This is a genomic window from Neptuniibacter sp. QD37_11 (assembly GCF_047778105.1).
Classification (GTDB): Bacteria; Pseudomonadota; Gammaproteobacteria; order Pseudomonadales; family Balneatricaceae; genus Neptuniibacter.
Map to the genome: position 1 here is coordinate 836,733 of NZ_CP180554.1, position 23,828 is coordinate 860,560.

Annotated in this window: 29 protein-coding genes; 17 read left to right on the plus strand and 12 right to left on the minus strand. The window is 44.3% G+C overall.

Features of this window, described 5'->3' with window-relative positions; all coding sequences use genetic code 11:
- Positions 1-26: 26 nt before the first annotated feature.
- The 4 genes from secA to ACMXYT_RS22745 all read left to right on the plus strand — a co-directional run bounded on the left by secA (position 27) and on the right by ACMXYT_RS22745 (position 4,534).
- Positions 27-2,489 carry a preprotein translocase subunit SecA gene (gene secA / locus ACMXYT_RS22730; protein WP_415912700.1) on the plus strand — a complete coding sequence of 821 codons (2,463 nt, stop codon included), beginning with the start codon at positions 27-29 and terminating at the stop codon, positions 2,487-2,489.
- Positions 2,490-2,558: 69 nt separating this feature from the next.
- Positions 2,559-2,924, plus strand: coding sequence for a hypothetical protein (locus ACMXYT_RS22735; RefSeq protein WP_415912701.1), 366 nt, complete (start codon positions 2,559-2,561; stop codon positions 2,922-2,924).
- A 63-nt stretch (positions 2,925-2,987) separates the two neighbouring features.
- Positions 2,988-3,356: a PilZ domain-containing protein gene (locus tag ACMXYT_RS22740; protein WP_415912702.1), complete on the plus strand. Its 369-nt coding sequence runs from the start codon at positions 2,988-2,990 to the stop codon at positions 3,354-3,356.
- 5 nt (positions 3,357-3,361) lie between these two features.
- Positions 3,362-4,534 (plus strand): adenylate/guanylate cyclase domain-containing protein, encoded by a 1,173-nt coding sequence (locus ACMXYT_RS22745; RefSeq protein ID WP_415912703.1) that lies wholly within the window; start codon positions 3,362-3,364, stop codon positions 4,532-4,534.
- Here the strand turns inward: ACMXYT_RS22745 and ACMXYT_RS22750 are convergent.
- Complete coding sequence (locus ACMXYT_RS22750) at positions 4,507-4,779, minus strand: hypothetical protein (RefSeq protein ID WP_415912704.1); 273 nt, start codon at positions 4,777-4,779, stop codon at positions 4,507-4,509. The genes ACMXYT_RS22745 and ACMXYT_RS22750 overlap by 28 nt on opposite strands.
- A 63-nt stretch (positions 4,780-4,842) precedes the next feature.
- Positions 4,843-5,430 (minus strand): ATP-dependent Clp endopeptidase proteolytic subunit ClpP, encoded by a 588-nt coding sequence (clpP, locus tag ACMXYT_RS22755; protein ID WP_415912705.1) that lies wholly within the window; start codon positions 5,428-5,430, stop codon positions 4,843-4,845.
- Between the two features lie 119 nt (positions 5,431-5,549).
- Between clpP and ACMXYT_RS22760 the strand changes: the two genes are divergently transcribed.
- A complete protein-coding gene (locus ACMXYT_RS22760; protein ID WP_415912706.1) occupies positions 5,550-6,035 on the plus strand; it encodes a hypothetical protein in 486 nt (161 codons plus the stop codon).
- On the opposite strand, the gene ACMXYT_RS22765 is transcribed toward ACMXYT_RS22760, so the two are convergent.
- The 4 genes from ACMXYT_RS22765 to ACMXYT_RS22780 are packed head-to-tail and all read right to left on the minus strand — an operon-like array spanning position 5,965 to position 8,416.
- Positions 5,965-6,573: a hypothetical protein gene (locus ACMXYT_RS22765; protein WP_415912707.1), complete on the minus strand. Its 609-nt coding sequence runs from the start codon at positions 6,571-6,573 to the stop codon at positions 5,965-5,967. The two genes, ACMXYT_RS22760 and ACMXYT_RS22765, sit on opposite strands and share 71 nt — an antisense overlap.
- A 44-nt stretch (positions 6,574-6,617) precedes the next feature.
- On the minus strand, positions 6,618-6,974 hold the full coding sequence (locus ACMXYT_RS22770; RefSeq protein WP_415912708.1) for a hypothetical protein: 357 nt from the start codon (positions 6,972-6,974) through the stop codon (positions 6,618-6,620).
- A 9-nt stretch (positions 6,975-6,983) separates the two neighbouring features.
- Positions 6,984-7,925: a hypothetical protein gene (locus ACMXYT_RS22775; RefSeq protein WP_415912709.1), complete on the minus strand. Its 942-nt coding sequence runs from the start codon at positions 7,923-7,925 to the stop codon at positions 6,984-6,986.
- The gene (locus ACMXYT_RS22780; RefSeq protein ID WP_415912710.1) at positions 7,925-8,416 is read right to left on the minus strand and encodes a prepilin peptidase; all 492 of its coding nucleotides are present in this window, start codon (positions 8,414-8,416) and stop codon (positions 7,925-7,927) included. The genes ACMXYT_RS22775 and ACMXYT_RS22780 overlap by 1 nt, the downstream gene beginning before the upstream one ends.
- A 68-nt stretch (positions 8,417-8,484) precedes the next feature.
- Here ACMXYT_RS22780 and ACMXYT_RS22785 point away from each other — a divergent pair, with 68 nt between their 5' ends.
- Both ACMXYT_RS22785 and ACMXYT_RS22790 read left to right on the plus strand, forming a co-directional pair.
- Positions 8,485-9,027 carry a hypothetical protein gene (locus ACMXYT_RS22785; RefSeq protein WP_415912711.1) on the plus strand — a complete coding sequence of 181 codons (543 nt, stop codon included), beginning with the start codon at positions 8,485-8,487 and terminating at the stop codon, positions 9,025-9,027.
- A gap of 9 nt (positions 9,028-9,036) precedes the next feature.
- Entirely contained in the window at positions 9,037-9,615 is a 579-nt protein-coding gene (locus ACMXYT_RS22790) for a DUF3592 domain-containing protein (protein ID WP_415912712.1), read from the plus strand.
- A 34-nt stretch (positions 9,616-9,649) separates the two neighbouring features.
- Here ACMXYT_RS22790 and mfd read toward each other — a convergent pair whose 3' ends face one another.
- Positions 9,650-13,015: a transcription-repair coupling factor gene (gene mfd, locus ACMXYT_RS22795; RefSeq protein ID WP_415912713.1), complete on the minus strand. Its 3,366-nt coding sequence runs from the start codon at positions 13,013-13,015 to the stop codon at positions 9,650-9,652.
- A 148-nt stretch (positions 13,016-13,163) separates the two neighbouring features.
- Here mfd and ACMXYT_RS22800 point away from each other — a divergent pair, with 148 nt between their 5' ends.
- Positions 13,164-13,775: a cyclic nucleotide-binding domain-containing protein gene (locus tag ACMXYT_RS22800; protein ID WP_415912714.1), complete on the plus strand. Its 612-nt coding sequence runs from the start codon at positions 13,164-13,166 to the stop codon at positions 13,773-13,775.
- Positions 13,776-14,035: 260 nt separating this feature from the next.
- Here ACMXYT_RS22800 and ACMXYT_RS22805 read toward each other — a convergent pair whose 3' ends face one another.
- Positions 14,036-14,788 carry a hypothetical protein gene (locus ACMXYT_RS22805; RefSeq protein WP_415912715.1) on the minus strand — a complete coding sequence of 251 codons (753 nt, stop codon included), beginning with the start codon at positions 14,786-14,788 and terminating at the stop codon, positions 14,036-14,038.
- A 92-nt stretch (positions 14,789-14,880) separates the two neighbouring features.
- On the opposite strand from ACMXYT_RS22805, the gene ACMXYT_RS22810 reads away from it, so the two are divergent.
- The 3 genes from ACMXYT_RS22810 (at position 14,881) to ACMXYT_RS22820 (ending at position 17,393) form a co-directional block, all read left to right on the plus strand.
- On the plus strand, positions 14,881-16,095 hold the full coding sequence (locus tag ACMXYT_RS22810; RefSeq protein WP_415912716.1) for a hypothetical protein: 1,215 nt from the start codon (positions 14,881-14,883) through the stop codon (positions 16,093-16,095).
- A gap of 95 nt (positions 16,096-16,190) precedes the next feature.
- Complete coding sequence (locus ACMXYT_RS22815; protein WP_415912717.1) at positions 16,191-16,628, plus strand: hypothetical protein; 438 nt, start codon at positions 16,191-16,193, stop codon at positions 16,626-16,628.
- Between the two features lie 15 nt (positions 16,629-16,643).
- A complete protein-coding gene (locus tag ACMXYT_RS22820; RefSeq protein ID WP_415912718.1) occupies positions 16,644-17,393 on the plus strand; it encodes a DsbC family protein in 750 nt (249 codons plus the stop codon).
- 3 nt (positions 17,394-17,396) lie between these two features.
- Here ACMXYT_RS22820 and ACMXYT_RS22825 read toward each other — a convergent pair whose 3' ends face one another.
- Positions 17,397-18,050 (minus strand): hypothetical protein, encoded by a 654-nt coding sequence (locus ACMXYT_RS22825; RefSeq protein ID WP_415912719.1) that lies wholly within the window; start codon positions 18,048-18,050, stop codon positions 17,397-17,399.
- A 120-nt stretch (positions 18,051-18,170) separates the two neighbouring features.
- Between ACMXYT_RS22825 and ACMXYT_RS22830 the strand changes: the two genes are divergently transcribed.
- The 6 genes from ACMXYT_RS22830 (at position 18,171) to ACMXYT_RS22855 (ending at position 21,896) form a co-directional block, all read left to right on the plus strand.
- The gene (locus ACMXYT_RS22830; protein WP_415912720.1) at positions 18,171-18,446 is read left to right on the plus strand and encodes an HU family DNA-binding protein; all 276 of its coding nucleotides are present in this window, start codon (positions 18,171-18,173) and stop codon (positions 18,444-18,446) included.
- Between the two features lie 631 nt (positions 18,447-19,077).
- Positions 19,078-19,557, plus strand: coding sequence for a type II secretion system protein (locus tag ACMXYT_RS22835; RefSeq protein WP_415912721.1), 480 nt, complete (start codon positions 19,078-19,080; stop codon positions 19,555-19,557).
- 14 nt (positions 19,558-19,571) lie between these two features.
- On the plus strand, positions 19,572-20,300 hold the full coding sequence (locus tag ACMXYT_RS22840; RefSeq protein ID WP_415912722.1) for a hypothetical protein: 729 nt from the start codon (positions 19,572-19,574) through the stop codon (positions 20,298-20,300).
- Between the two features lie 49 nt (positions 20,301-20,349).
- The gene (locus ACMXYT_RS22845) at positions 20,350-20,490 is read left to right on the plus strand and encodes a hypothetical protein (protein WP_415912723.1); all 141 of its coding nucleotides are present in this window, start codon (positions 20,350-20,352) and stop codon (positions 20,488-20,490) included.
- Positions 20,491-20,502: 12 nt separating this feature from the next.
- Positions 20,503-21,648, plus strand: coding sequence for an ArdC family protein (locus ACMXYT_RS22850; RefSeq protein ID WP_415912724.1), 1,146 nt, complete (start codon positions 20,503-20,505; stop codon positions 21,646-21,648).
- Positions 21,648-21,896 (plus strand): hypothetical protein, encoded by a 249-nt coding sequence (locus ACMXYT_RS22855; RefSeq protein ID WP_415912725.1) that lies wholly within the window; start codon positions 21,648-21,650, stop codon positions 21,894-21,896. Before ACMXYT_RS22850 ends, ACMXYT_RS22855 begins: the two co-directional genes overlap by 1 nt.
- 61 nt (positions 21,897-21,957) lie before the next feature.
- Here ACMXYT_RS22855 and ACMXYT_RS22860 read toward each other — a convergent pair whose 3' ends face one another.
- From ACMXYT_RS22860 to ACMXYT_RS22870, 3 genes are read right to left on the minus strand one after another with little or no spacing between them, the layout of a single operon-like run.
- On the minus strand, positions 21,958-22,332 hold the full coding sequence (locus ACMXYT_RS22860) for a hypothetical protein (RefSeq protein WP_415912726.1): 375 nt from the start codon (positions 22,330-22,332) through the stop codon (positions 21,958-21,960).
- The gene (locus ACMXYT_RS22865) at positions 22,329-22,730 is read right to left on the minus strand and encodes a hypothetical protein (RefSeq protein ID WP_415912727.1); all 402 of its coding nucleotides are present in this window, start codon (positions 22,728-22,730) and stop codon (positions 22,329-22,331) included. The genes ACMXYT_RS22860 and ACMXYT_RS22865 overlap by 4 nt, the downstream gene beginning before the upstream one ends.
- Positions 22,699-23,817 carry a tetratricopeptide repeat protein gene (locus ACMXYT_RS22870; RefSeq protein WP_415912728.1) on the minus strand — a complete coding sequence of 373 codons (1,119 nt, stop codon included), beginning with the start codon at positions 23,815-23,817 and terminating at the stop codon, positions 22,699-22,701. The genes ACMXYT_RS22865 and ACMXYT_RS22870 overlap by 32 nt, the downstream gene beginning before the upstream one ends.
- Positions 23,818-23,828: the final 11 nt, after the last annotated feature.

Consider the following 23,828-nt stretch of genomic DNA (forward strand, 5'->3'; position numbering starts at 1 on the left):
TAATGGAAAAATAAGAAGGTTTATTCATGCTAAAGAAAATTCTTAACAGGCGGCATAATCGTCAGTTGGGCGTGTACAATAAGCTGGCTGGTAAGGCGGCAGGGTATGCGGAACAGGCTGGCACCTATTCGGATGAAGAGCTTAAAGCACAATTTATTGCTTTTGGGAGTGAGCCAAAAGACGCTGCTTTCGGACTGGCCTTGGCAAAAGAGATTACGTTCCGTGCTACGGGTTTAATCGCTTATAATGTACAGCTTATGGGGGCTCAGGCGCTCATAGATGGATATATTTCAGAAATGAAAACCGGCGAGGGTAAAACGCTAGTTGCGGCTATAGCTTCGTTAATTCAAGCTACAAAAGGAATTAAAACCCACATCGTAACAGTCAATGATTACCTAGCCGCGCGTGATGCTGAGTTCATGAAGCCCGTTGCGGAATTTGCAGGCTACACAGTAAATTGCATCGTAACAGAAACACCAACCGAAGGCCGACAGGCTGCATACAATGGCCACATCACCTATTCAACGAGTAAAGAGCTCTCGTTGGATTACCTGAGGAATAACGTTGTACATTCCGTTGATATGGTTGTTCCAGCAACGCGAGAATTTGTGATTGTTGACGAGGCTGATAGCGTATTGATCGATGATGCACGTAAGCCTATGGCATTAAACATCGATACAGAGTCCGATCTGGAATTGCACCAACAGCTGAGTGTGTGGGCAAAAGAATTCACTTCAGACGTGGCAGATTTTGAAGATAAAGACACGAAGCATCGCACAGACGTTGATGTATTGGTTTCCAATACAGGTCTATCTGTGTTGTTGACGGATACAGGCGCATCCAAACTGGAAGGACTCCTTGTTAAGGCTAATATGATCACCACGCCTTCGGAGCTGTATACAGGTGATGGGTTGGCGATCTACCATGGCTTCGATAAGGCTTTATGTGCCCAGAAGATGATGAAGAAGGATGTTGATTATGTCGTTCTAAATGGAGAAGTCATAATTATTGATCAAGGAACCGGTCGTCTAGGTTACGGTAGTCGATGGGGCGATGGCCTGCATCAGGCGGTTGAGATTAAAGAGGGTGTCGAAGTTAAGCCCGATACCAAGTCTATTGGCTCAATCACCAAACAGAACTTCTTCAGGCTTTATCAGAAGATGTCGGGAATGACAGGTACGGCCATGTCTGAAGCCGCAGAACTGCATAGTGTTTATGGATTGAACGTTATCCAGATCCCACCTAATAAGCCGTTTGTAAGGATCGACCATAAGGATCAAATCTTCTTGTATGAAGAGGCGAAGCTGAAAGCCGCCGTAACCCGCATTGCTGCTGCACATAAGCGATCACAGCCGGTATTGGTAGGAACAGCTTCAGTAGAGCAATCAGAAATTATGGCGTCATTGCTTACGAAGGCGAACGTTAGGTTTAATGTACTGAATGCCAAACATCATGAGGCTGAGGCGGGTATCATCGCACAAGCAGGCCGTTTGGGTGCAGTTACAATTATCACCAATATGGCAGGTCGAGGGACGGACATCCTTTTAGGGGGTGATCCGGAGCACCCTGTCGATGAGAACCATGATGTAGAAACGGAAAAGAGCGCTGTGATTGCAGCTGGTGGCCTGCTAGTAGTAGGTACAGAGCGTCATGAGAGCCGTAGGGTGGATGATCAGCTTCGAGGTCGTGCTGGCCGTCAGGGGGATGTGGGAGAGAGTGTCTTTTATGTCTCTCTGCAGGATGAGATCATGAAAAAATTTGGTGCAGACAAGCTAATAGGTCTCTTTGAGGGGCTTGGTGCAGACCCGTCCAGCGCGATCGAGCATCGAATGGCTAACAAGGGTGTAGCAGATGCGCAGATCCGCTTGGAGGAAGAGAACTCTAAAATGCGTAAGGCGCTTTTATCTTATGATGATGTGTTAAATGAGCAGCGCTTAACCTTTTATGGCATGCGGGATGAAGTATTCTACTCTGAGGCACCATCAACAGATGTTCAGCCGTGGATTCATGAGGGACTGACAAAAATTATTCGTGATTATGTACCAGAAGACTCGTTTGATGAAGCGTGGAAGCTGAAAGAGCTGAATGAATTCCTTATGTCGCAGATGGCTATCGATCTTCCTGTCGCATCGATGAATGCGTGCGAGACCGAAGAGGCGCTGGTCAATATGGTAGCGCAGGGTATTGTGGGTAAATTGAATGCACGAATGCAGCAAGTGTCTAACCCCGCGATGGCCAATGCGGTCTTAAGCACGGTATTCCTTCAGGTTGCAGATGCAAAATGGCGACAGCATCTTGAAACACTTGATGAATTACGTAACAGTGTGGGTTGGCGTACCTTTGTCCAGAAAGATCCAATACTGGAATACAAGGAAGAGGGGTTTAGGCTCTTTAAGGGCATGGTTGAAGGGATTGAGCGCGACTACCTACTGGCCGTCATTGCCGGGTTGGACGAAGCGTACGCCCTGTCAAAAGAGAAAGCAGCATAAATGCTTGATTAGTGCGCAATAAAGGGTAGAATTAATTTATTACTATAATAAAAATTAATGGTGAACTTTATGCGCGCTAAGCTTTTGTGTTTTATTTTAGCTTTCTTTATCCCATTTGCAGCAAATGCAGGTGAATTTGGGTGCTTCACAGATCCCGGTGTGGATCGGGGGCATAACTTCGCCCCGAAAGAACGGATGGACAAGAAAGCTACAAGGAGTCAGATGATGCGTGATATGGATAATCCTGCCAAGAGATTGTTCATTTGCTATTTACAGGTGGCTAACGAAGGTCCCGCGTCAATCCTAAGTAATCACTGTGGTTGCGCCCCGGCAAAATCACAGTTGTGTTCATACAATATAAAGAAGAAGAGAGTGTCCGCTAGTGGCGGCGCGCAGGTGGCTTGGTGCTTGGCATTTGCTCCTTGGATGATGTGATTGAATCTTGATAATTTTTCTATTTCTTATATAATAAATAAAAATATATGAGAATTACTTCACATGAGCGCCTTTGAAAACAGGCGGTTCCCACGTTTTGAGCAAAACTGGACCGCCCTAATTGTAGTTGATGATAAGCAGCATACGGTAACCCTTGAAAATATTTCGCGGGAAGGTATGACAATTATAGGTGATCTGCAATTAAGTGTCGGTACGGAGTACCCATTAACTGTCTTTGCCAAAGATAGTGTTATGGAATGGCCCTTGCGATGCCGTATCGCGATAAAGCACCGTTCCGGTAACGCTCCCGATATGACTTACGGCTGTTACATCTCTACCAAATCTAGCTTCATGAGTGACTTTTGGCTGCGCTACCTTGATAGGCAGACTGAACTTGCCGTATTCAACAAATACCGGCATTCACGGGTATAAGGCGTGTGAGAGCCACATCAATCTATCGCGAGCGGACAGTTTGTTACTTGCTGGCTGCTTGTAGCCTTGTTATGGGTCAAACATATGGGGCGTATTCATTTAGTGTAATGGCGTTGATACCAGCCCTGTTGGTGATCCCACATTCAATACAGACGTTAGCACATAAACCCAGATTTAATCGTTCTCCATTGTTTAATTATGTGACATACATACTCGATGCCACGTTGGTTGCCGTGAGTATTGTCCTGATTGAATTCAGCATCGTGCCTTCTGCTTTAATTATTGCTTCCTTATTGATGACGACCGTTATCCATAGTGGGAGTAGGGGTGGGTTGATGGTTATTGGGTCATTATCTTTAATTCTAATTCCTTCCGCACTTAACTCTGCTATCAAAATAACATATCAACCTATTGTGTTCACATGGGTGGATCTTCTCACTGGTGCACTTTATATCATGTATCTCGCTATAGTTGCGCGAGAAGGTTATCGAAGAACTGAACTGCTGCGTCGGTACAGTGATAAGGTCAGGATGCAGCGAAATCGTATTCGCGCGTTAAACAAGGATCTGGAGCGCCATGTTAGTCGAAGCCTTTCCTTGAAAATCGGTAGTGCAGAGGCAGAAGAATTCACCCTTGAAAAGCAGACATTGCTTGGCTTTGTTGATATTAGTGGATTCACAGATATGATGCATAAGGATCAGTCGATTGAGGCAGTGCGGTCGGTAAATAACTACCTTTCCTCACTGGCAAAGGGTATGTTAGCACTTGGTTTTGAGGTGGATAGTTACAGGGGGGATGGGATTTTCTTTTACAGCACAAGTATTGATGATGTTGAGCTTAGCGCTATGTATCCAAAGCTAATTAAACATCTTAATGACTTCAGGTGTGACCTTTCATTGGGGGAGCGGTACCCGTTAACGTGCGCACTTCACTTGGGGGATGTTTATGGAGGAGTCTTGGGTGTTGATCGACGGCAATATACCCTTATGGGGAGTGATGTAAATTACACGCAGCGCTTGCAGGAAATCTGTCCAAAAAACCATTTCATTATTTCTGGTGAGTTAGCAAAACTCATCAACCCAGAGCTCTTACTTGATCAACAGGGTGTAAAGACAGTAGTGGGTGTTAGAAACTTTGGTGATCAGGTTTGTTACCTATCTGAACTGAAAGGGATGTAGTAAGCACCCCAGCCTTTTGGGGCGGGAACAAGAAGTTCAACAAATTCCTGATTGGTGAGGATCTCTTGTGAGGCTTCGGGAATATTTTTGAGAACAAAGGTATTCTCTTCATCGATGAGCTCTAGTCCATTTGCGGTCAGGGTGGCCTTTGCAAACTTGGCATCAATTCTTTCAAGCAATTCCTTAGATAGGACGAGGAACTTCCCGTCACAGGTCAAAAGCTCATAATTTGAAATGGTGTGCATGCTGCAAAGGCCCCTTTGTTATTATTGATATAATAATAAACTTATTGGGAAATCGCAAGTGTGCTATGGGTGTTTAGGCCACAATACGTCATCGACAATCCCATAAGCCATAGCAGTCTCAGAATCCATAAAGTTATCGCGATCAGTGTCACGTTCAATTGTCTCGATGGGCTGCCCACAGTGCTTTGCCATGAGGGTGTTCAGCCGGGAGCGCAGGAATAAGATTTCCTTAGTATGGATTTCAATGTCAGAAGCTTGACCGCTGTACCCACCCAGTGGTTGATGAATCATGATGCGTGCATTAGGTAGGCTGAAGCGCTTACCTTTGGCCCCAGCGTTTAGCAGGAACGCACCCATGGAGGCCGCTTGACCTAAGCACATTGTAGAAACGGATGGTTTGATGTGCTGCATAGTGTCATAGATACTAAGACCGGCAGTAACGCTGCCGCCGGGACTGTTGATATACAAGTGAATATCTTTTTCAGGGTTCTCTGCTTCAAGATAAAGCAGCTGAGCGCAGACCAAATGTGCTAAGTCATCTGTAATTGGGCCGGTTAGGTGGATAACACGCTCTTTCAGGAGGCGAGAAAAGATATCAAAAGCCCGCTCACCATGTGCGGTGGTTTCAATAACCATGGGTACTAGTGACATAAATTATTCCTTATTGTTTGGATATATTATATAGCAAATTAATTTCATGGTGAACCGGTAATTTGACTTATTATGTTTTTTTGCTATACATAAGGATGTATTGATTACAGGACTTACAAATGAATAAAGCGTTTATGGCATTGTGCTCTAAGGGAATGAAGGTATGGGGCTGCAGGAGGCCGTTCTTATTCGCACGTGTGCATATTGCCGTAGAGGGTAATAGCGGTGTCTATGCGCCCATAGAGCTCCCTCAAGATCCTATGGCTGCAAATGAAAGCCTGATCCAGCGTGCTAAAGAGCTTTATGGGAAGGCCGAAGTATCTGAGGTTGTGTTGGTAAATGCCAAGACAGAGGATGATAAAATTTTTGAAGTTCAAATTATTGAGATCAAGGATGTTGAGGTGCGCGTCTATCGCTCATATTATGCAGTAACGGGTCAAATGGATCACTTAAGCCCTGCTAAGGCATTAAAACAAGGCCCCGGAGTGCTGGCAGATAAAGAACTGCAGTGGGTTGAATGTGAAATTGATGCCTTCAAAAATCAAGCGAGTCAGCCTCATGGGCTCGTGAATTATGGGTTTTCACAGGCGTCTGTGGTTCATTAGCGGGGAGTGGATCATTCATTAACAGGCCGTACTTGGGTGCATTAATGTTGAAGCAGGGTTTGAAGGTGCGGCCATCCTCGGCAATTGCTGGTCCAAAAACCGTGCCGATAAGCTCTTCATTTTTCATGATATGCCAAATGCTAATGATGGTGCCAACTGAATCCTTCCCATCCTCTAGATCGTAAGAGGCATATGTGGCATGACCTATATACATGCCTGATGCATCTAAAGTTCCCTCATGTTCAATCTGCGTACCGTCAGGGCGCATAAATTCATGAGGTATGATGTCTGCCTGTTTGTATTGATTGTGGAACTCTATTAAAGAGTTTAGTCGGTCCTTAACAGGCAAGACATTAGTTAGTTCAGGTGCATTATTGGAGTCCGGTGGAATGGAATTTATAAGATCCATAACTGACAGGTGATCCACCTCCTTGTAGGGCTTATTTTTACCTGCCTGACGTCGATATACCTTGTCAAAAAGAATGTATTGGTAATCACCGTGTATGATTGCCTTACCCTTCTGAAATGCGGCGAACATGACTAGCTCCGTTCCTTAAACCGTTAAGTTAATTATAACATGAATCAATCAGGGGTCGCTACAGTATTTGCCTGCAGGATATCAGAGTACGTTGCCATTAAGGCTTCAAAAGGGCTTAACTCCGTATTGTTGTAGGTGTTATACAGCTCTACGATGATGGGCTCTTTAGGTAAGTAGCGTAAACCCTCCTCTTGCGAGAGAGTTTTGGGGTTTACTTGGTCGGCTTCACCTGTATGCAGGTTTGCCAGAGTGATAAGTGAAACTGGAGTAGCAGGGGGCTGCTTGGCTTCAGTAGGTGCGCTAGAAATAGCTGAGGATTCTGTTTCAATATCAGCATAAGATGGTAGACATGTCAGTGCAATACCTGCGGCTAGAAGTAAGTTAAGTCGTAGTTTAAGCATATTAGATCCTTAATCGCCTATAGTAAAAACGATCTCTTGGGTTTTGGGGTGTAAAAATCTGAGAGTGTAGATGTTGTGATACTTATCAGATCTTAAGAAGGCTGCGTGAAGCCAATCAGATACAACGGTTTTCAATTGCTGGACTGAAACTTTCTTGTCAATACCGGAGGCAATTTTGTCGAGACGCTCAACAGAAGTGAATGTAAGAGGAATGAGAATTTCAGTTTTCTGGGTCTGGTCAATACTTTCAATATCCAACCAGCTGTAGCCATCTCTTGTGTGTTGAAACTCGTTAAATGATGAGAGCAGGTAAGTGTAAAGTTTGAGGTAGTCGGTCTTGACCTCTTTAAAATCGATAACCTTCATGTTTTTGTAAACTTCGTTGGTAATATCAGCCTGTTGAGTATCATAAAGAGAGAGTAGTTTTCCTCTAGCTGATGTGACTGAAATATCATCTTTGTGATTTAGGCGGATAGCCGCATCGAACAGTGGTCGCGGCATGTTAAGTTGGCGACTTTGTTCGAAGTACCAATTAAGGTCAAACTTTTTGCTTCCGGGGGTGTCAAGATAGTAGCCTACTATCGTTAGGTTTTCGCCTACAAGCGGTAGGAGATCATGATAAAGCTGGTAAACTGTGCGACTTACTTCGCTGTCCTTTGCTGATTTAAACAGCAGGTGTAGGTCTGAGTGACCCTCACTGGTTGAGGCAAAGATTGTACGTAGGGTGCTAAACTTTGACTCCTGATGAAATGTTCTCGACCACTGGTCAATGCATGCATCCGGGCTGCACCCCTGTTCAAGTAGGTTTTCGTAACTGGATAGGTCGTTGCTGTTTGATGGGTATATGGGCTTCAATTCTGGTGATATAAAAAAAGGAAGAAGGCAGACCACGCCCCAAAGCAATAGCGCTAATATGGAAAAGCCGACAAATCGCTGTAGAAAAAGAACCATTAGTAGTAGAGCCTCACGAGAGTAAATAAAGCAGCAGAGCTGGCTGTAATGAGAATCAGATTAAGACTATGATGCCCTAAACGCTTCTGGCCCACGTAGACTACTAGGCATGCAATAAAGACAAAGCCTGCAATCAGCTCTATAAAATTATTTGACATAATATAACATAAATAATAAAGGATGCCAACGGACAGCTCAAGCAGCAGGTATTGTGGCGAGTATGGCTGTTTACAGCACGCTGTTTTTCCTCTGAGTGCAATATAGCCTAATACTGGCACGTTAAGATAAAATGGAATTTTAACGCCGCAATTGGGGCAGGTAGAGGGGGTTGTAAGGTCCTTAGGGAGACTTGGGTACAGGTTAAGTTTGGCGTTAGCGCCACGAAAAATCCACACATTGATGAAGCTGCCTATACAGAGGCCGGTGATCACGATATAGAGGCTTGCAAGTAAATCGTAGTATGTCTTTAAATGCTGAAGATCTATAATCATGGTAGTAGCTTGCTCGGATCAATGGTTTATGTTTTAATATAACAAATATTAATAAACAGGCAAGCCGAATGCAATCGAAAGGTGGGATATTTTTCTTTGTTTCTGAGCGGTATGCACAGAAAGAGAGTGTAGCGTGCTTTGCGACAGATAATGTTCTGTTGGCTATGTCTGATGTACTGATGAAAGTTTACCATCCATTAAAATTTAGTATTAAAAAAGAGTTTGGATTGACACGTTGGGAAGTGGAGTTCGTAGAGCCATCTTCTCTAGGTGATCCTGTGTTTAGTGTGCTTGCCCGACAGGTCTCTGAAAAATATAACGGCTGCATCATTCGGGAAATTGAGCTTGAAACATTGTTGACGGACCAGACTTTGGATGAGCTAAACAAGGGGGCTAATGTTGTAGCGGCTTATAATACGGCTCAGTATCGTATGGGTAGGGATAAGTTACTATCCCGAATGCGGGAGTGGTGTACCGATAGTCGAGAGGGCAGTATCAATATTGATGTTGCACAGGTGCTTCTTTTATCTGCAATTAGGGATGAGAATCACGAATTTTGGAAGCAGCGTATTCGTGGAAAGACGCGAACACTAGAATATAATATGACATAAGAGGGTCAAATGAAGAAACTAGGTATATTTTCAGCAATGGTGCTCTTGGTTGCACTGGGCTATGCGTTTAGAGAGTATCCGGCGACGGGTGTCATGCCTGATGGCGACTCTTTGATGGGTCTGTACATGCTGATGTTGGCTGTAATGTGCGTTCTAGCGATCACTTATGGTAAGACAGAGCTCACGCTACTGGCAGCAAGGAAGTGGCCTTATGTTGCCGGGCGTATCTTTGATGTTCAACAGGAGTCAGACATCTATGGAAACAAGAAGACAACAGTGACGTATAACTATACGGTTAACGATATTCCGTATACGAACGATGTATTTGATCACGCACAGCCCAATGCTGAGCCTGCCTTGATAAAGTACATCCTCAATATTGATGATGAAACCCCTGTAGATAAATGGGATGGTATGATGGTTAGGGTATATTACAACCCGAAAAACCCATATCATTCGGTATTGAGTAGGAAGCTTACACAGGCAGATTACCCAATGTTGATTCCGTCAGTCATTGTAATACTGTTTACGGTTATTTTATTTGGCAAATTGCTAGTTGATTGGGGCTTGAGGATATTGGGTGTGTGATAAAAAGGGGGCGTTTAGCCCCCTTTTTAGGGTCTTATTTTGCGATAGCACCTAGTGTTTCAAAAAGCATCTCTATGCGATCAGGCAGCACATTGGGAACGGGCTTACTGAACTTGAGTTTATTGTCTATATAGCTGAAGCCAGAGTCTCGACGTGCCAACAGCATCAGTACTTTTTCCATTTCAACTTGATTGTCTTTTTCAAACTCGAGATAACCATCCTCAGCACCCGCCACCAATTTCTTAATGCCAATAGTGTGCATAAGGGCGCGTAATTGATTGATGATGATTAGCTGGAAGGTTTCCAAAGGAACTTCACCAAAGCGGTCTTCAAGTTCTGCTTCGAGTTGATCGATCTCTTGGGGTGTCGAAGCCGAGGTCAAGCGTTTATAGAATGACAGGCGATCAATATCGTGCTCAATGTAGGTTTGAGGGATATAGCCGGAGAGGGAAAGTTGGATTTCTGCAGGGTCCTGTGGCTTGAGAGCCTCTATAATGGATTTTCCTGCTTTAAGCTGTTCAACAGCGCGCTCAAGAAGACGCAGATAAAGTCCAAATCCAATCTTGGTGATATGGCCACTCTGTTCTTCACCAAGGATTTCACCGGCACCACGTATCTCAAGGTCATGATTGGCAAGGATAAAGCCTTCACCCAGAGCACTGACCTCTTCCATAGCTTTGAGTCGCTTAGAGCCTGCTTCACTCTCTGAGCCTGAAGAGATAAGGTAGCAATAAGCTTGGTGGTTACTTCGACCAACACGCCCCCTTAGCTGGTGTAGCTGCGCAAGGCCAAGTTTGTCAGCATCATCTATGATAATGGTATTAGCATTAGGTACGTCAATACCGGTTTCAATGATTGTTGTTGAGACAAGAATGTCAAACTCATGCCTATAAAAGGCACTCATAATTTCCTCAAGTTCAACATCTGACATTTGACCATGTGCAAAGCGAACACGCTCATTGGGCGCTGCAATCTGAATGCGCTCCGCCGCTTCTTCAATGGTTTCAACACGATTATGGAGGAAGAAGATTTGGCCGTTACGAGCACGTTCACGCTGGACCGCTAATTGAATAGTGTCCTCATCCCACTGGATTGCCGAGGTGCGGATAGAAAGTCGCTTGGCAGGGGGTGTAGCCAATACACTCATATCCTTTATGCCATGCATGGTAGAGCTCAATGTACGTGGGATGGGTGTTGCAGTCATAGCTAAAACGTCAAGCTTTCCACGCTTGGCACGTAAAGCTTCTTTCTGTTTAACGCCAAAGCGATGCTCTTCATCAATAATCAGGAGGCCTAGATTGTTGAATTTAACGCTATCTTGAATAATCTTGTGTGTCCCAATGACAATTTTAGCTTCGCCTGAAATCAGTCTGGCTAAAGCGGCTCTTTCTTCACTCTTATTGTCAAAGCGCGTCATTTCTTCAATTTCAATTTTGAAAAGACTGAAACGTTTTCTGAATGACTCAACATGCTGCTTAGCTAATAGGAGTGTCGGTACTATAATAGCGACTTGCTTCCCGCTTTGTACTGCGAGGAAGGCTGCCCGCATAGCGACCTCTGTTTTGCCAAAGCCAACATCGCCCGCAACGAGTCTGTCCATCGGACGCGGACTGGTCATGTCGGCAATAATGTCAGAAACAGCGCGTCGCTGATCGGGCGTATCCTGAAAGGGGAACTCATGACAGAAGCGCTCAAACTGGTAATCTGGTTCTTCGAATGAAATCCCTTGCTCAGCATCTCTGGCCGCATGTAGTTTAATTAGGAGTTGGGCAGTGTCGGCGATGTTGGAAGAACTGTCATTTAATCCTTTCAGCCACTTCTCAGAACCCATCTTATCCAAAGGAGCCTTCTCATTATCGATGCCGCTATAGGACGAAACAAGATGAAGGTCTGACATAGGGACATAAGCGGTTGCATCTTCTGCATAGCTGATTGTGAGGTACTCTTTCTCAACTCCTTGCAGGTTGTACATGCCAAGGCTCTTGTAGCGCCCTACGCCGTAACTGAGGTGTACAAGCGGGTCTCCCGGCTTAAGGGATTTAAGATCTTCAATGAAGCTATAAACATCATTGTCCGTGTCGTCGCCATCAAACGATTTCTGAAGAATTGCCTCACCAAATACCTCTGCTTCGGTTATGACAAGCAAGGATGAAGCTGGGTCTTTAAAGCCAGTGTGTAACTGACCAAGTGTAATATAGATACCGTCATCAGCAGATTGGCATTCGGCCCAGTTAGCAACCACCTCGGCTTTCTTGCCGAGAAGCTTGCAAATCAGTTGTATATGTTCGACACGTGACTCAGTATTGGCGCAGAAAAGAACTTTGTTAAAATCAGCAACGGCAGGCCGCAGCATACTGATAGTGTCATTAAGTGTATCGCAACGAGATACACTGTTGCCCGTAGTTTTAGCTTCGAGATCTGGAAACTCAGAGATGTAATTGCTTTTCTTTAGGCGATCCGATGCGAAATACGTTGGAGCTTGCCACAATAGATCCACAGGGACGATACAGGGGTCCACTGAGGACATATAAGTGAAGCGTTCAAGAGCGGTATTGTAAAGCTGATCAGCGACGGCCTCGCAATTCCCGTAGAAGGATATGTTTGCGTTCTTAGGTAGGTATTCTGCAATAGTGGCCGATGTGGTGAAAAATGCCTGATAGTATTCAATACCTGATGGTAACAGGCCTTCTCTGACAGCGCTGTAAATAGGGTGCTTAAAGGCGGGAATATCAGAAACATCAGAGAGGGTAGCTCGCCAATTTCTAGCAAACTCTTTAATCGCAGCTTCACAAATCGGGAATTCCTGACGGGGTAAGATATTGATCGTCCCAACAGACTTCCCAGAAAGTTGAGAGGATGTGTTTAATACTTTAATGTCATAGATAGTGTTTTGATCGTCAATGAAGATGCGGTAGGCATCTTCGGAACCCAGAGGTACCACATCAAAACGATTATTGCGTATAGTAAAGTCGCCAAAATCTGCAGCGTTGTTCTGCTGTATGTAGCCAATCTTTTTAAGCTGCTCTTTGACACGGACTGAGTCAAAACCATCGCCGATCTTTAGTGTAATTGTGCTTTCAGTCCAGAAAGATGGTTGGCTAAACCTGCGCATAGCCGCAGGGACGGAAATAATTAAGCATCTAGGCAGGTTTTGCGTTGCTAGCGCGTGAAGTATCTTGCCGCGCTCAGAGATTATCTCTGCGCTGGGTGACTCTGTATCGTAAGGAAGCGTTTCTACATCCCTAAGAATGTGAATGGAATCAAGGTCCACATTGTGGAAAAAATGTAGCTCATCCTTGATGTGTTGTGCTTCGTGATCTGATTCACAAAAAATTACCGAGAAACGTGCTTTATGTGAAAAATGTAAGCTACGACCGGAACCACTGCATGAAATCTTCATTCAATAACCTATGTAACCGATAGAAAGGGTCTGCAGAATAAAGTCTAATGATTTTTTTCCGTAGGTCAAGCGAAGGTGGGTCTTATGTCATATTGATTCAGTAGAATAGCTCATATACAATATCGTTATAATAATTAAGGTGGCCGTCATGAAGCCAGAGCTGCGCGCATTTATTGATAGTGCAAAAATAAAGAAAATCCCGAAAAATCAGGCTTTTGTAGTGCAGGGCGAGGAAGCCATGAGCCTTTTCTATATTATTTCCGGGTGCGTATCAGTGTCACTCATAAACCAAGCTGGTGAGGAATTTATCGTTGCCACAATTCCACCGGGCTTGTTTGTTGGTGAAATGGGGTTGTTTGGAAAGGAAAAGTTACGTTCAGCGACACTGGTGGCTGAGAGTGAACTGCATGTGGCTGAGATGACCTATCCCCAATTCATGCACTATATCGAAGATGATATCGCACCCATTACCCTCATCTGTGAGCAGATGGCATCGCGCATTGCAGATACGACCTCGAATGCCTCCTATTTTGTAAATAATTCAACGAAAGAGCGGCTGTTCATCAAGTTAAAGGCTCTCGCGAGCTTGCCCTCTGCAGATACAGAGAATGGGTGGGTCTATACCAAGAAAACACGGCATGAATTGGGTCGAATGGTGGGTTGTACGCGTGAGCATGCAAACAATTTGGTAAAGGAATTGGAGCGAGAGGGTAAGGTGAAACTGAAGGGTTTCTCCATTGGCATAGAAACCGATGCATAAAAAAAGGCCCCTAACTGGTAGTATGGGGCCTAAGTAACGGAGTAACATGTTCAAGAAATCATTTATTTGCCTACAATTTAATAATACTTAACTCATGATCTCATGGAGTGAAGTTCTTCACACTATTTATAAATAGGTAAAAAAAACCCCGCAATGCGGGGTCTAAAACTGGAAATAACATGTTCAAGAAATCATTTTGCCTACAGTTTTAGAATAGCAAACGTAGGAATACAGGGAGTGAACAAGTTCACTTAAATAAGTTAATTCTTGCGGGCACGGCCAGATGCTTTTGTAAAATTTTCACGAGGCGTCCTTTTCTGCCAGCCTTTAACTTTACTATTTTCTTCTTTACGTTCTTTCCATGCATTAATTTTCGCGGATTCAGAAAGCTGGCTAAATAAAGCATCAATCATCGCCACCTCCTGAGAGGAGAAGTCAAGATGCTTTCGTAGATACATGAGTGCAACCATATTGACCTCTGCTTCATCCCAATATGTTCTACGCTGGGCAATATGGAGAAGCAAGATGCCTTTTAGGGCAGAGATCTGATTGTTAGGCTCCATACTTATTCGTTGAAATGAAGATTCAAGTTCTTCTGGTGAATGCTCATAGCAAAGTTCATCAATCTCTTCGCACTGCTCTTCTGATAGAGGTAAGAATAGTTTGCAAGCAGCAAGTAACTTAAGATTCTGATGCGCCAGTGGTTCGATGCCAATTTTACTTCTCAGGTGGTCCATGATGTAAGGAACACACTGCGATAGGGTAAAATTTCTGTGATTAGGGTCTTTGTACGACATAACCTTGTCAAATTCGGATATAACAAATGAGAGCCTGATCGCTTGCAGGTACAGTGTAGCATCAGCCCAATTCTCAAAACTCGACATTGGGTACTTCAAGTGCGACAAGTCCTCATCCAAAGCAAAGCTGTTTTCCTGATGATAGGGGGGTATGACCATTACGGCTTCGCCGTTCACAGTTAGGCTCGCACTTAATGTTAAAGAGTCAAACGTCATTATTTTTATCATTATCGTAGTCCTGCGCTATTGATAGCCCTAATTATAAATAAATGTTATAATAAATCTAATTGTAGCATTTGGAGTTGAGTATGGCGAATCTCCTGAGATCCCAAGGTCGCAGAATGGACGCTGCACTATATAAGCAGGAAGGGTATAGGGATACTGATGTGTCGGAAGGGGCTCAACAGACTATCTTAACTACAGAAACAGACAAGCAAAACATACCTGCTCTTGAGGTTTACACTGACGGGTCCTCCTATCTGTCTGAGGCAGATGGTAAGGGTTTCAGTGGATGGGGCTATGTAATGATGCGGGAGCAGCAAAATACCCCAAAGGCCCAACGTTACGATGCGCACGGCAATCACAATGCTGCCCAAGTTGAAGTTAAGGCAACACTTGAAGCTTTAATAAAAGTGGACAGTATGATTAAAGTTAATGAGCTTAAAGGCCTTTTGCAGGAAAAAAAGATACTTAAGATGTCTGATCCTGAAGCTAAAGCGCCTTCTCTGGATGAGCAGATCCACGCGCTATCATCAGCATTGGTCGAGCGTAAGGAAATTTCCAGTTTAAAAGATGTGTATCGTAAAAAAGGATTGCCTGTTGGCGTGGAGATTAAGCTACACACAGACTGTGCAGATGTGATTGTGAGATTGGCCAATTTACAGCAATATTTGAGTCAATTTTGTGAGTTGGAAGGTAGCTCATTGCGAGACTACGATAGAAATACCCGGAAGGAGATGCGACAAATCAAACTCTGGAAAGAGATTGGCAGTGTCGTTAAGGGGCTTGAAGGCAAGATTTCACTCAATGTCATTAAGGTTAAGGCGCATCAGGTCGACGCGCTGTGTGAGAGCGCATCTTATGATGACTTAATAGCGGCAGGCGCGAGTCGGGCCCAAATCGGGAATCTATGGGCTGATAGCTTAGCCAAACAGGGTGCAGAAAAGTCAGTAAAGCAAACACTGTATCGGGCTGTTAATCCTAGGTATTCCAAAGAGCAGCGAGATAACTACCTCTGGATGCTGGAGAAAAACTTGCAAGCGCACCCTCGCATGCGTGAAACAGCAATGAGTGTCTTACGTGATAGTGATGACATCCGTCTCAGCGTGGACGATTATAAGCGCATTCTCGGATCTGAAGGCTGGGCAAGACAGCGTCAAGGGTGGGAGCAAAGCGTGGAGGATGTGGTGGTAGAGCATGTAGGTGAGCAACCCCTTTGCTATAACACTATGATAGGAACACTATTAGCTGTGAGTAATCACATTAAAAATGAGCTACATATGGAGGCGGCTTGTGCTCGCTAATCCAAAGTAAGCTCAACATGCTTCGGAACTTGCATTGGTATTTATTTATGTTATAGTTTTTGGAAAATGTGACAAGATCATACTAGGATAAATAAATGTTAAAAGAAGTGATATCCGATTTGGGCCTGAGTGGCCCTCTTGACTTCATGCGCGGAACTCAGCAGTATTTAACCCATCTGACGCATAAAGTGGTGCTTAAGATTACATTGGAGGCTACCTGCTCAGGTAAGCCGATGAAGCTGGCATACTTATCAAAAGCAGGCTCTGGCGCCATTAGGGGAACTTTCACTATCGATGGTGTCGATCGAGGTCTTGAGCTGACTGATGAATTCTATGAGGCTTTGGAAGCCTTTGTTGAGCAAAAGCAGCGGGAGTCAGGTCCATTTTCGTTTATTGAAATGGAGAAGCCATCAACGGTTCATCTTCGGGCGAGCGATGAAGATGCAGTATTGCTTCAAGCTGCTGTGCTGGCACTTCCAGCTGCGAAGCGCTTGTCGCCCGAAATCTTAAATGCGTTACATATCCAACAATAATAGGAAACAATGTTTATGAAAAAAATTATTGCAGCTGCGGCACTGATGATGTCCTCTACTGTATTTGCGGATACTATTTCCGGTGCGGTAGAAATCCAAAATTTCCTTGAGGGCAAATTTCCTCATGTGAAGCTAGAGAATGTGGGTAAGTCAGGTGTAAATGGTCTATATGAGGTGCGAATGATGGATGGCTCTCATATTCTGATTGATCGTGATAAGAAGCACATCATTATGACTGGGCAGGCAGGTGATATTGCGGTCATGGATATTGAAACGGAGCGTAACCTGACAGCAGAGCGTGACGCGCCAATCAATAAGGCTATTATGGCCGAAATGACCAATCTGGTGACATTCCCGGCTAAAAATCAGAAGGCGGAAATCATTGTATTTACAGACGTTAATTGCCCATATTGCCGTATGTTCCACAATGAAGTGCCTGCGCTGAACAAGGCAGGTGTGACGGTTAAGTATGCTGCGCTGCCATTCCAAGGAAATTCAACTGAGGCGATGCAGGCTATATGGTGCGCGGACGATAAGGCTGCAAAGTTGGCTGAGTTTAAAGCATTGCCGCAGGGTGAGAGAACCGCAGAGGCAGGTGTGGCAGAGTGTGCAGACGTTATTGCCAAGCATAAGGATGTTGGCATTCGTTTAGGTGCTAAGGGTACACCGGCAATGATGTTTGAGACAGGTGAGTTACTAGCATCTTACATGAAGGCAGAGCAGATTGTGGAGATCCTCGGCCTCAATAAGGAAGAGCAAAAGTAAGAGTTAGACGTGAATGTCAATCTCGTGCCCGCTATTTAGCGGGCGCTTTTGTTTCTGTGAATGGGTTGATGACGCCTGTGGCGCGCTGGACTCAAGTTGAACGCTGTTTTGCTTTTCAAGTAGGGAAAATGCCTTTGCAACTAGAGCGTTGGTTTTGACGGAAGGGGGGCCATCAAAAGCATCAGAGGGGATTGGTTTATTATTTTTCCTTATATTATCTAGTGCATCGATAGATAAGTCCTGTTCCCTTGTTGTGGAAGGCGGTTTCTTAACATCCTTGATGGGTTCACAGTAGAAGCTGTGCATATCCTGCAGGGTGCCAACAATATCATCTATATAAAGAACGCGCTGTTTTGCTTGTATCCCTTTTATATTGCCAGCTGAGAGACTAAGCTCCTCTAAATCATGCTGCTGAAGGATGTCAGAAAACTCAATGTAGGGCTCTCCTGAAAGGTCAGAGGGGAAGACTTTATGTAGCAAGTCGCGTTCGTAAACGTTAATATCTTTAAGACTGCAAGAAAAAACGATCTCCACACCCGCGCCATCTAAGCGCGGCAGGGGGAAAACTTCGCAGGCAGCACGCTGATTTAGCGTCATTTCAATGACACCAAGCCGCACATTTTTAAAGTCTTTGGCCGTTAATTTGTTCATAATCATGATTATAGCATAAAAAAGGCAAAAATAGCGAAAATTCTATGATTTGGGGTTTGACAAAAAAATAAAAATCACTATAGTTGAGTTGTTTCCAATAAATTTCAGCCGCACAGGGTGTTACAAATGAATAAAACTGAACTGATTGATGCTATCGCAAAAGAGTCTGGTCTAACTAAAGGTGATTCTGGTAAAGCGCTAACTGCCGCTTTGGATGCAATTTCTAATGAGATGGCTAACGGCGGTTCTGTACAGCTGATTGGCTTCGGCACTTTCTCTACAAAAGAGCGCGCAGCTCGTACGGGGCGAAACCCGCAGACTGGTGCGGCTATTGAGATTGCAGCAGCCACTCTGCCAGCATTCAAGCCGGGCAAAGAGCTGAAAGAAAAAGTTAACAATTAAGTAATATTTAAATAGGAAAGGCCGGGCAACCGGCTTTTTTTTTGCAAATGCATAATAATAATCCTAACCATTTCTTATACCATAAATATTTAAGCGTTGAGCAACACTTCCAGACACTAAAAATGCAGTTTTTGGTGGTATTTGCACTAATGAGTTCCATTGGACTGTCGGGTTGGTTTGTTCCCGCGCATGTGCAGGGTAATATTGCAATGATGCCCTTGCTCTTGTTGATTATTTTGAGCCCTATCTTCATGTTATTACTATTGTGGCCTGTTTCCTTGCATGTGAGGCAATTTAGTCACTTTGTAAGCTTGGGGATCTATGTCTCATACAGCAGTACCATAGCCTTCTGTGTGTCATGCTTATTAGTGTCAGTTATTGCACGAATGTTTGAACTACCCAGTGCTGTGGCTCTCATGTATGCGGTTGCACTCGGTATGATTGCGATTTGGATGAACTCCGCTAGGATTGTTAAGTTTACAGCCAATACAACATGGGCTTTTGCGTCCTGTTATAGTTTATTATCAGGCATTTTAAGCATGTTTGGCATTTGGCTGATGCTTCATGCTTTGAGTTGATTTGCGGCAATAAATGATTTAATATAACGAAAAATAAAAATACTGGTAATTCTATGAAAAAGCAGTCTGGTTTCACGATTATTGAACTCGTGGTTGTTATCTCTATTTTGGGGGTGCTGGCAGCGGTCGCCTTGCCTAAGTTTGTAGGTGTATCTAAAGAAGCTCGCGTATCCGTATTGAAAGGGGTGGAGGCCTCATTAAATGATGCGGCTTTGGTGACGTATTCCTTCGCAGCTGTGCATGGTGTTAACGACATTGCTTACGACAATGAACAGGTCAATATGGAAGGCAAAATCGTTGATGTTAAATGGGGTTATCCGGAAGCAAAAGTTGACGCTGAAGGTCATGTGGGTATCGATAAGATGATCATCCTGAAGGGCGATGGTCTAAAAACTTCCCATCCAAGTGAAACTGAATTCCGTGTTGGCTTTAATCTGACAGATGCCGTCGGTTGCTATGTTGAATATCAAGAAGCTGATGCAGCTGCTGCAAAGAACGAATATAAAACTGTTATGGTAACTAAAGGCTGTTAATAAGGGATTTCGCTATGAGTTTTAAGGAAAATAGACATATTATTAAGTTGCGTAAATTAGTTAATACTGCATTACTGGGTGGCTTGGTTGTAGTCATTGCAACTGCCCTTTCTGTAGCAGTATACAAGTGGATATACACGCTAATTACAGACTTTATACAGCCAATTACTAACATTATATTGAAGTACATGTCTGCCCCAGAGTGGGTAGCGGATATGTTTGCGCTGTCCATCCTAATTACCGCGAGTTTAGGTCTTGGCCTACTGATCCATTCCCGTATTGGTAAGCCTGTGCATGACCGATTTGTTAGCTTGATGAATAAAGTTAACCCGGTCTTCTCAATGATTCATGATATGTTCACTCAGTTGACCAGTGACAACTCGCCATTTAAAAAAGGTAAGCCTGCGCTGATTAACCTATACGGCCCCGATCACCGTGCTGCTTGGCGTCCTTGTTTGGTCATGGCGCAAGAAGGTGAGCATTTTCGGTTCTACTCACCATCCTCACCGACACCAAACTCTGGCTATTTCGACTTCATCAGTGGCTCGGATCGCGTATTTCTGCTGAAGAATGTCACTGTTAAGGAACTTATGACATCCATTGTGTCGTGTGGTGTGGTGGCCGATAACTTATTTAAAGAATATATCCGTTTGATGGAAGAGCGAGATGTTGCTGCAGAAGATATTCATGGACTTAAAGAGGGGGAGAAGCAGGCTACCTCTGGTATAAACGCGAAAGCATAAGTCCTGTTTCCAGTGATAATTAAAACTGTTATAATTAATGGTAAAGCTAATGTATGACGACCTACTAGAAGAACTAAATGATCCCGCGCTAAAAGATGCAGAGTCATCAATCGAGGTCTTTGTAAGCGAGGAAGAGCTTCAGATGTTTGATTTGGGCGATCCAGCATTGGCAGAAGATCACGACGACTGAGGATTTAAGGTCATGGCTAAGGCTAAAGCAAAAGGTGGTGCAGCAGCAATTTATCAGCGAGTTACTGATACGATTGTCCGTTTACTTGAGCAGGGCACTGTGCCTTGGGAAAAGCCATGGCATGCAGGTGGTGTTCAGGCACCTAAAAACTTTCAAACAGATAGGACGTATGAGGGCATTAACTCCCTTTTGTTGAATTGTGCGCAATTGGAGAATAATTTCAAAACGCCATACTTTCTGACATTTAATCAAGCCGCCGCTGTAGCGGGCATCTCGCCTGATCTTATGAAGCAGGTTAAGGATCGAAAAAATACTGATGTAACGCCTGCCAGTGTAAATCATCCGTTAGCAGGGACAAAATCCTGTGGTTTTGTGATGTATCCTGTTATTACTTACAGAAAGCCAGATGGCTCTCAATGGAAATGTAAGAAAGATTCAAGCGGACGGGATATCTTCCCTTCCACAGATGAAATTAAGCAGCATCAACTGCGTAAGAGCATTATTACAAAAACGACTCCGGTCTGGAATATTGATCAGATGTCCTATATTCCTGAAAAATATCAGGAAATGCGTAAGGTAGGCGCTTATACGCCAACCATTACTGAAACTAAGGGTGAGCATGATCAGCGCTTTGAAGATGTGGTTCAGGCCCTGATATCGAAGAATGATATCGATATCAATTTCATCTCAGGTGATCAGGCTTATTATTCCCCGGGACCGGATCATATCGTGTCACCACTTCCAGAGCAGTACAAAAGCCGTGAGCATTATCTGCAAACAGTAGCGCATGAATCTATGCACTGGACAGGCCATCCCTCACGATTAGAGCGCGATATGACAGGCCGATTTGGTTCCGAAAGTTATGCATTTGAGGAACTGGTTGCGGAAATTGGGGCAGCTTATTTCTGCAGCCATAATGGCGTACAGAGTTTCACCCAGCATGCAGCCTATGTCGAAAGCTGGCTACAGGTCCTCAAGAACGATCCACAGGCCATTATGAAAGCATCAAAACTTGCTGAAAAGGCATGTGACTCACTTTTGATGGGTGTGGAACCCTACCTCGCTCAAGAAAAGACGAAAGAAGAGCGTTACAGTGCAGAGCGTGATGCACTTAAGCAGAACTACAACAACTCGAATGAGAACCAACTGGAGAGATAATGGACCCTTCAATGCTCGGAATTTTGCCTTACGTAATTATTGGTATTGCGGTGGCGATTACTATACCTTGTTTAATTGCTGTTAGGGCGTATATGAAACGGAGCAAGGATGATTCCGAGAAAACGAAGCGGAAAAATCTGCTTCTCTTAGTGGGTATGTTGGTGGCATTTGAGTTTTTGGCAACTGCGGGCTTTATGTTTTATGAAGCTCGAGAAATGTTTGCTGTTTTAGGTCAGCTTGGCCTTTAGCATACCAAAGAAAGAGAAAACCGGCAGATGCCGGTTTTTTATTGCAGGAGTTACGCGTTTGTTAAGCGGGCCACAGGGTGTGGTTAATTTCAGCCAGCATTTCAGATGCATGATCGCCTGTTGCACCCGGTGTCATGGTGGTGAGTAGATTGGCACACTTAATATAGAGTGAAAACAAACCTTCCTTTTCTTCCTCAGAAAGCTTCTCCTCTTTAACCAGCCTATGGCAAAGCATGGGTGCATACTGCATAGCTTGTTTTAGGCTGGAATAATGGCCTATATTACGGTCCCCTGTTCGAATAAACCATTGATGTCTTGTTGTCATCATGGTGAAAGGGCAGTTTTCAGCGGTAATTTTAGGGTGATAGATTGGAAGTCTGTTTTCGCGCGCTTTGCGAAGGACCTCCAGCAATTCTTCTCGGCTTAGTTGAGTCATGGTGCCTCCGCGGCGTCTAGTGGGTGTTGAACCATTAGCGATTCCCATGCAGCCACAACAGCCTTAGTGATCTCATCACTAATCTCTTCAGCCTTCTTGAGAAGTTCGCTTTCGGAATACTCTTCATGGAACCCTAGTCGAAGGATTACATCGGGAATAGAGTGTACGGCATGACCTATGTGGCCATAGTATTTCAAACCTTCACTGTCATCTTTGTGTTGTAAAATCCAGCAGTCTGTAACACGCTTTAATTGGAAAGAAGTTTTTTCAAAGGTAACTAAAACCTGATTAAGCACCTTATCTTCAGGAATAGATTGAAGCCCTTGGATCGCAAGATTCAGGGGTGAGTTGAGTGCTTCATCAGGCTCAGGAACTTGGGAGGAAGTCTCGTTTGTCATAGTGGCGTTTCTCCTGCTGTTTTGGCTCCTCTTTAGCAGCTACCGGGGTGACTACAGGGGCCTTATTGTTGTTATTGTCTTGCAGAAGGGCGCTGCCTTCTTTATCGGTATTTTGATCTTTAATTGGCGAGGTGCTAACCGGTGCCTCAATGTTGGCGTTTATGCTTTCACTCGGTGGTGTTGATCTCTTGGTTTGTGCACCAAAAACCACTTTAAAATACGCACTTGAAAATTTCTTATGCTGGTCTCGCTCTTGGTCGGTCATTAGTTCAAGTAAACGATCCCTAAGCTTTTGTACATTTTCATTAGCTTCGGAGTGCAAGTAGACATCGAGCCAAGCGGCGGCTTTTATCTGATTCTTGGCTACACCATGGCCTTTGAGCATCTTCTTGGCGAAAGAGAGTGCTGCAGCTGCATAGCCATCAACAGCCGCTTTACGGTAAAGCTGAGCTGCTAAGTCAGGGTTTTCAGCGGTACCAACACCACGATCGATCATATAGGCTAGACGGAATTGATAGCGAGGGTCTGGTGATTCAGCTGCTATTTCGGCTAACTGGAACGCCTTGTTTTTATTGCGTCGAATGCCAAAGCCATCAAGGTACATCTGGGATAGCATATAGGCAGCTTCAGAGCTGTTAGCTTTGAGTGCACGATTAAGCCAGTAATACGCATCCTCAGGATTCTTGGCAATCCCGGTACCGGATAGGTACATCCGTGATAATTCAATCTGAGATTGCACATCATGGTTATCTGCAGCTTGGCGATACCAGAATACCGCTTCGCGGTATTTTTCCTGTTCATATAGCTTCTTGGCAGTAATCGCTTGTGCCAAGACAACATTTTTCCGCGCTAGGTCCAGCATAAACTGGTACCCAAGTGTCTCATTCATCTCAATACCATCACCATTAATGAGCCGATTAGCTAGACGGTATTTGGCCACCGCGTTACCCTCAGCAGAGAGTTTCATTAAGTCTGAGATATTATTCGGTGTTTGCTCAGTCGGCATTAAAGGATTGCCAGTAATGATATCGGCAGTAGCTGGTAGCGAAAGAGCAAGCAGGGTGATGGCCAGTGTTTTTTTGATCATTGGTCTTTTTA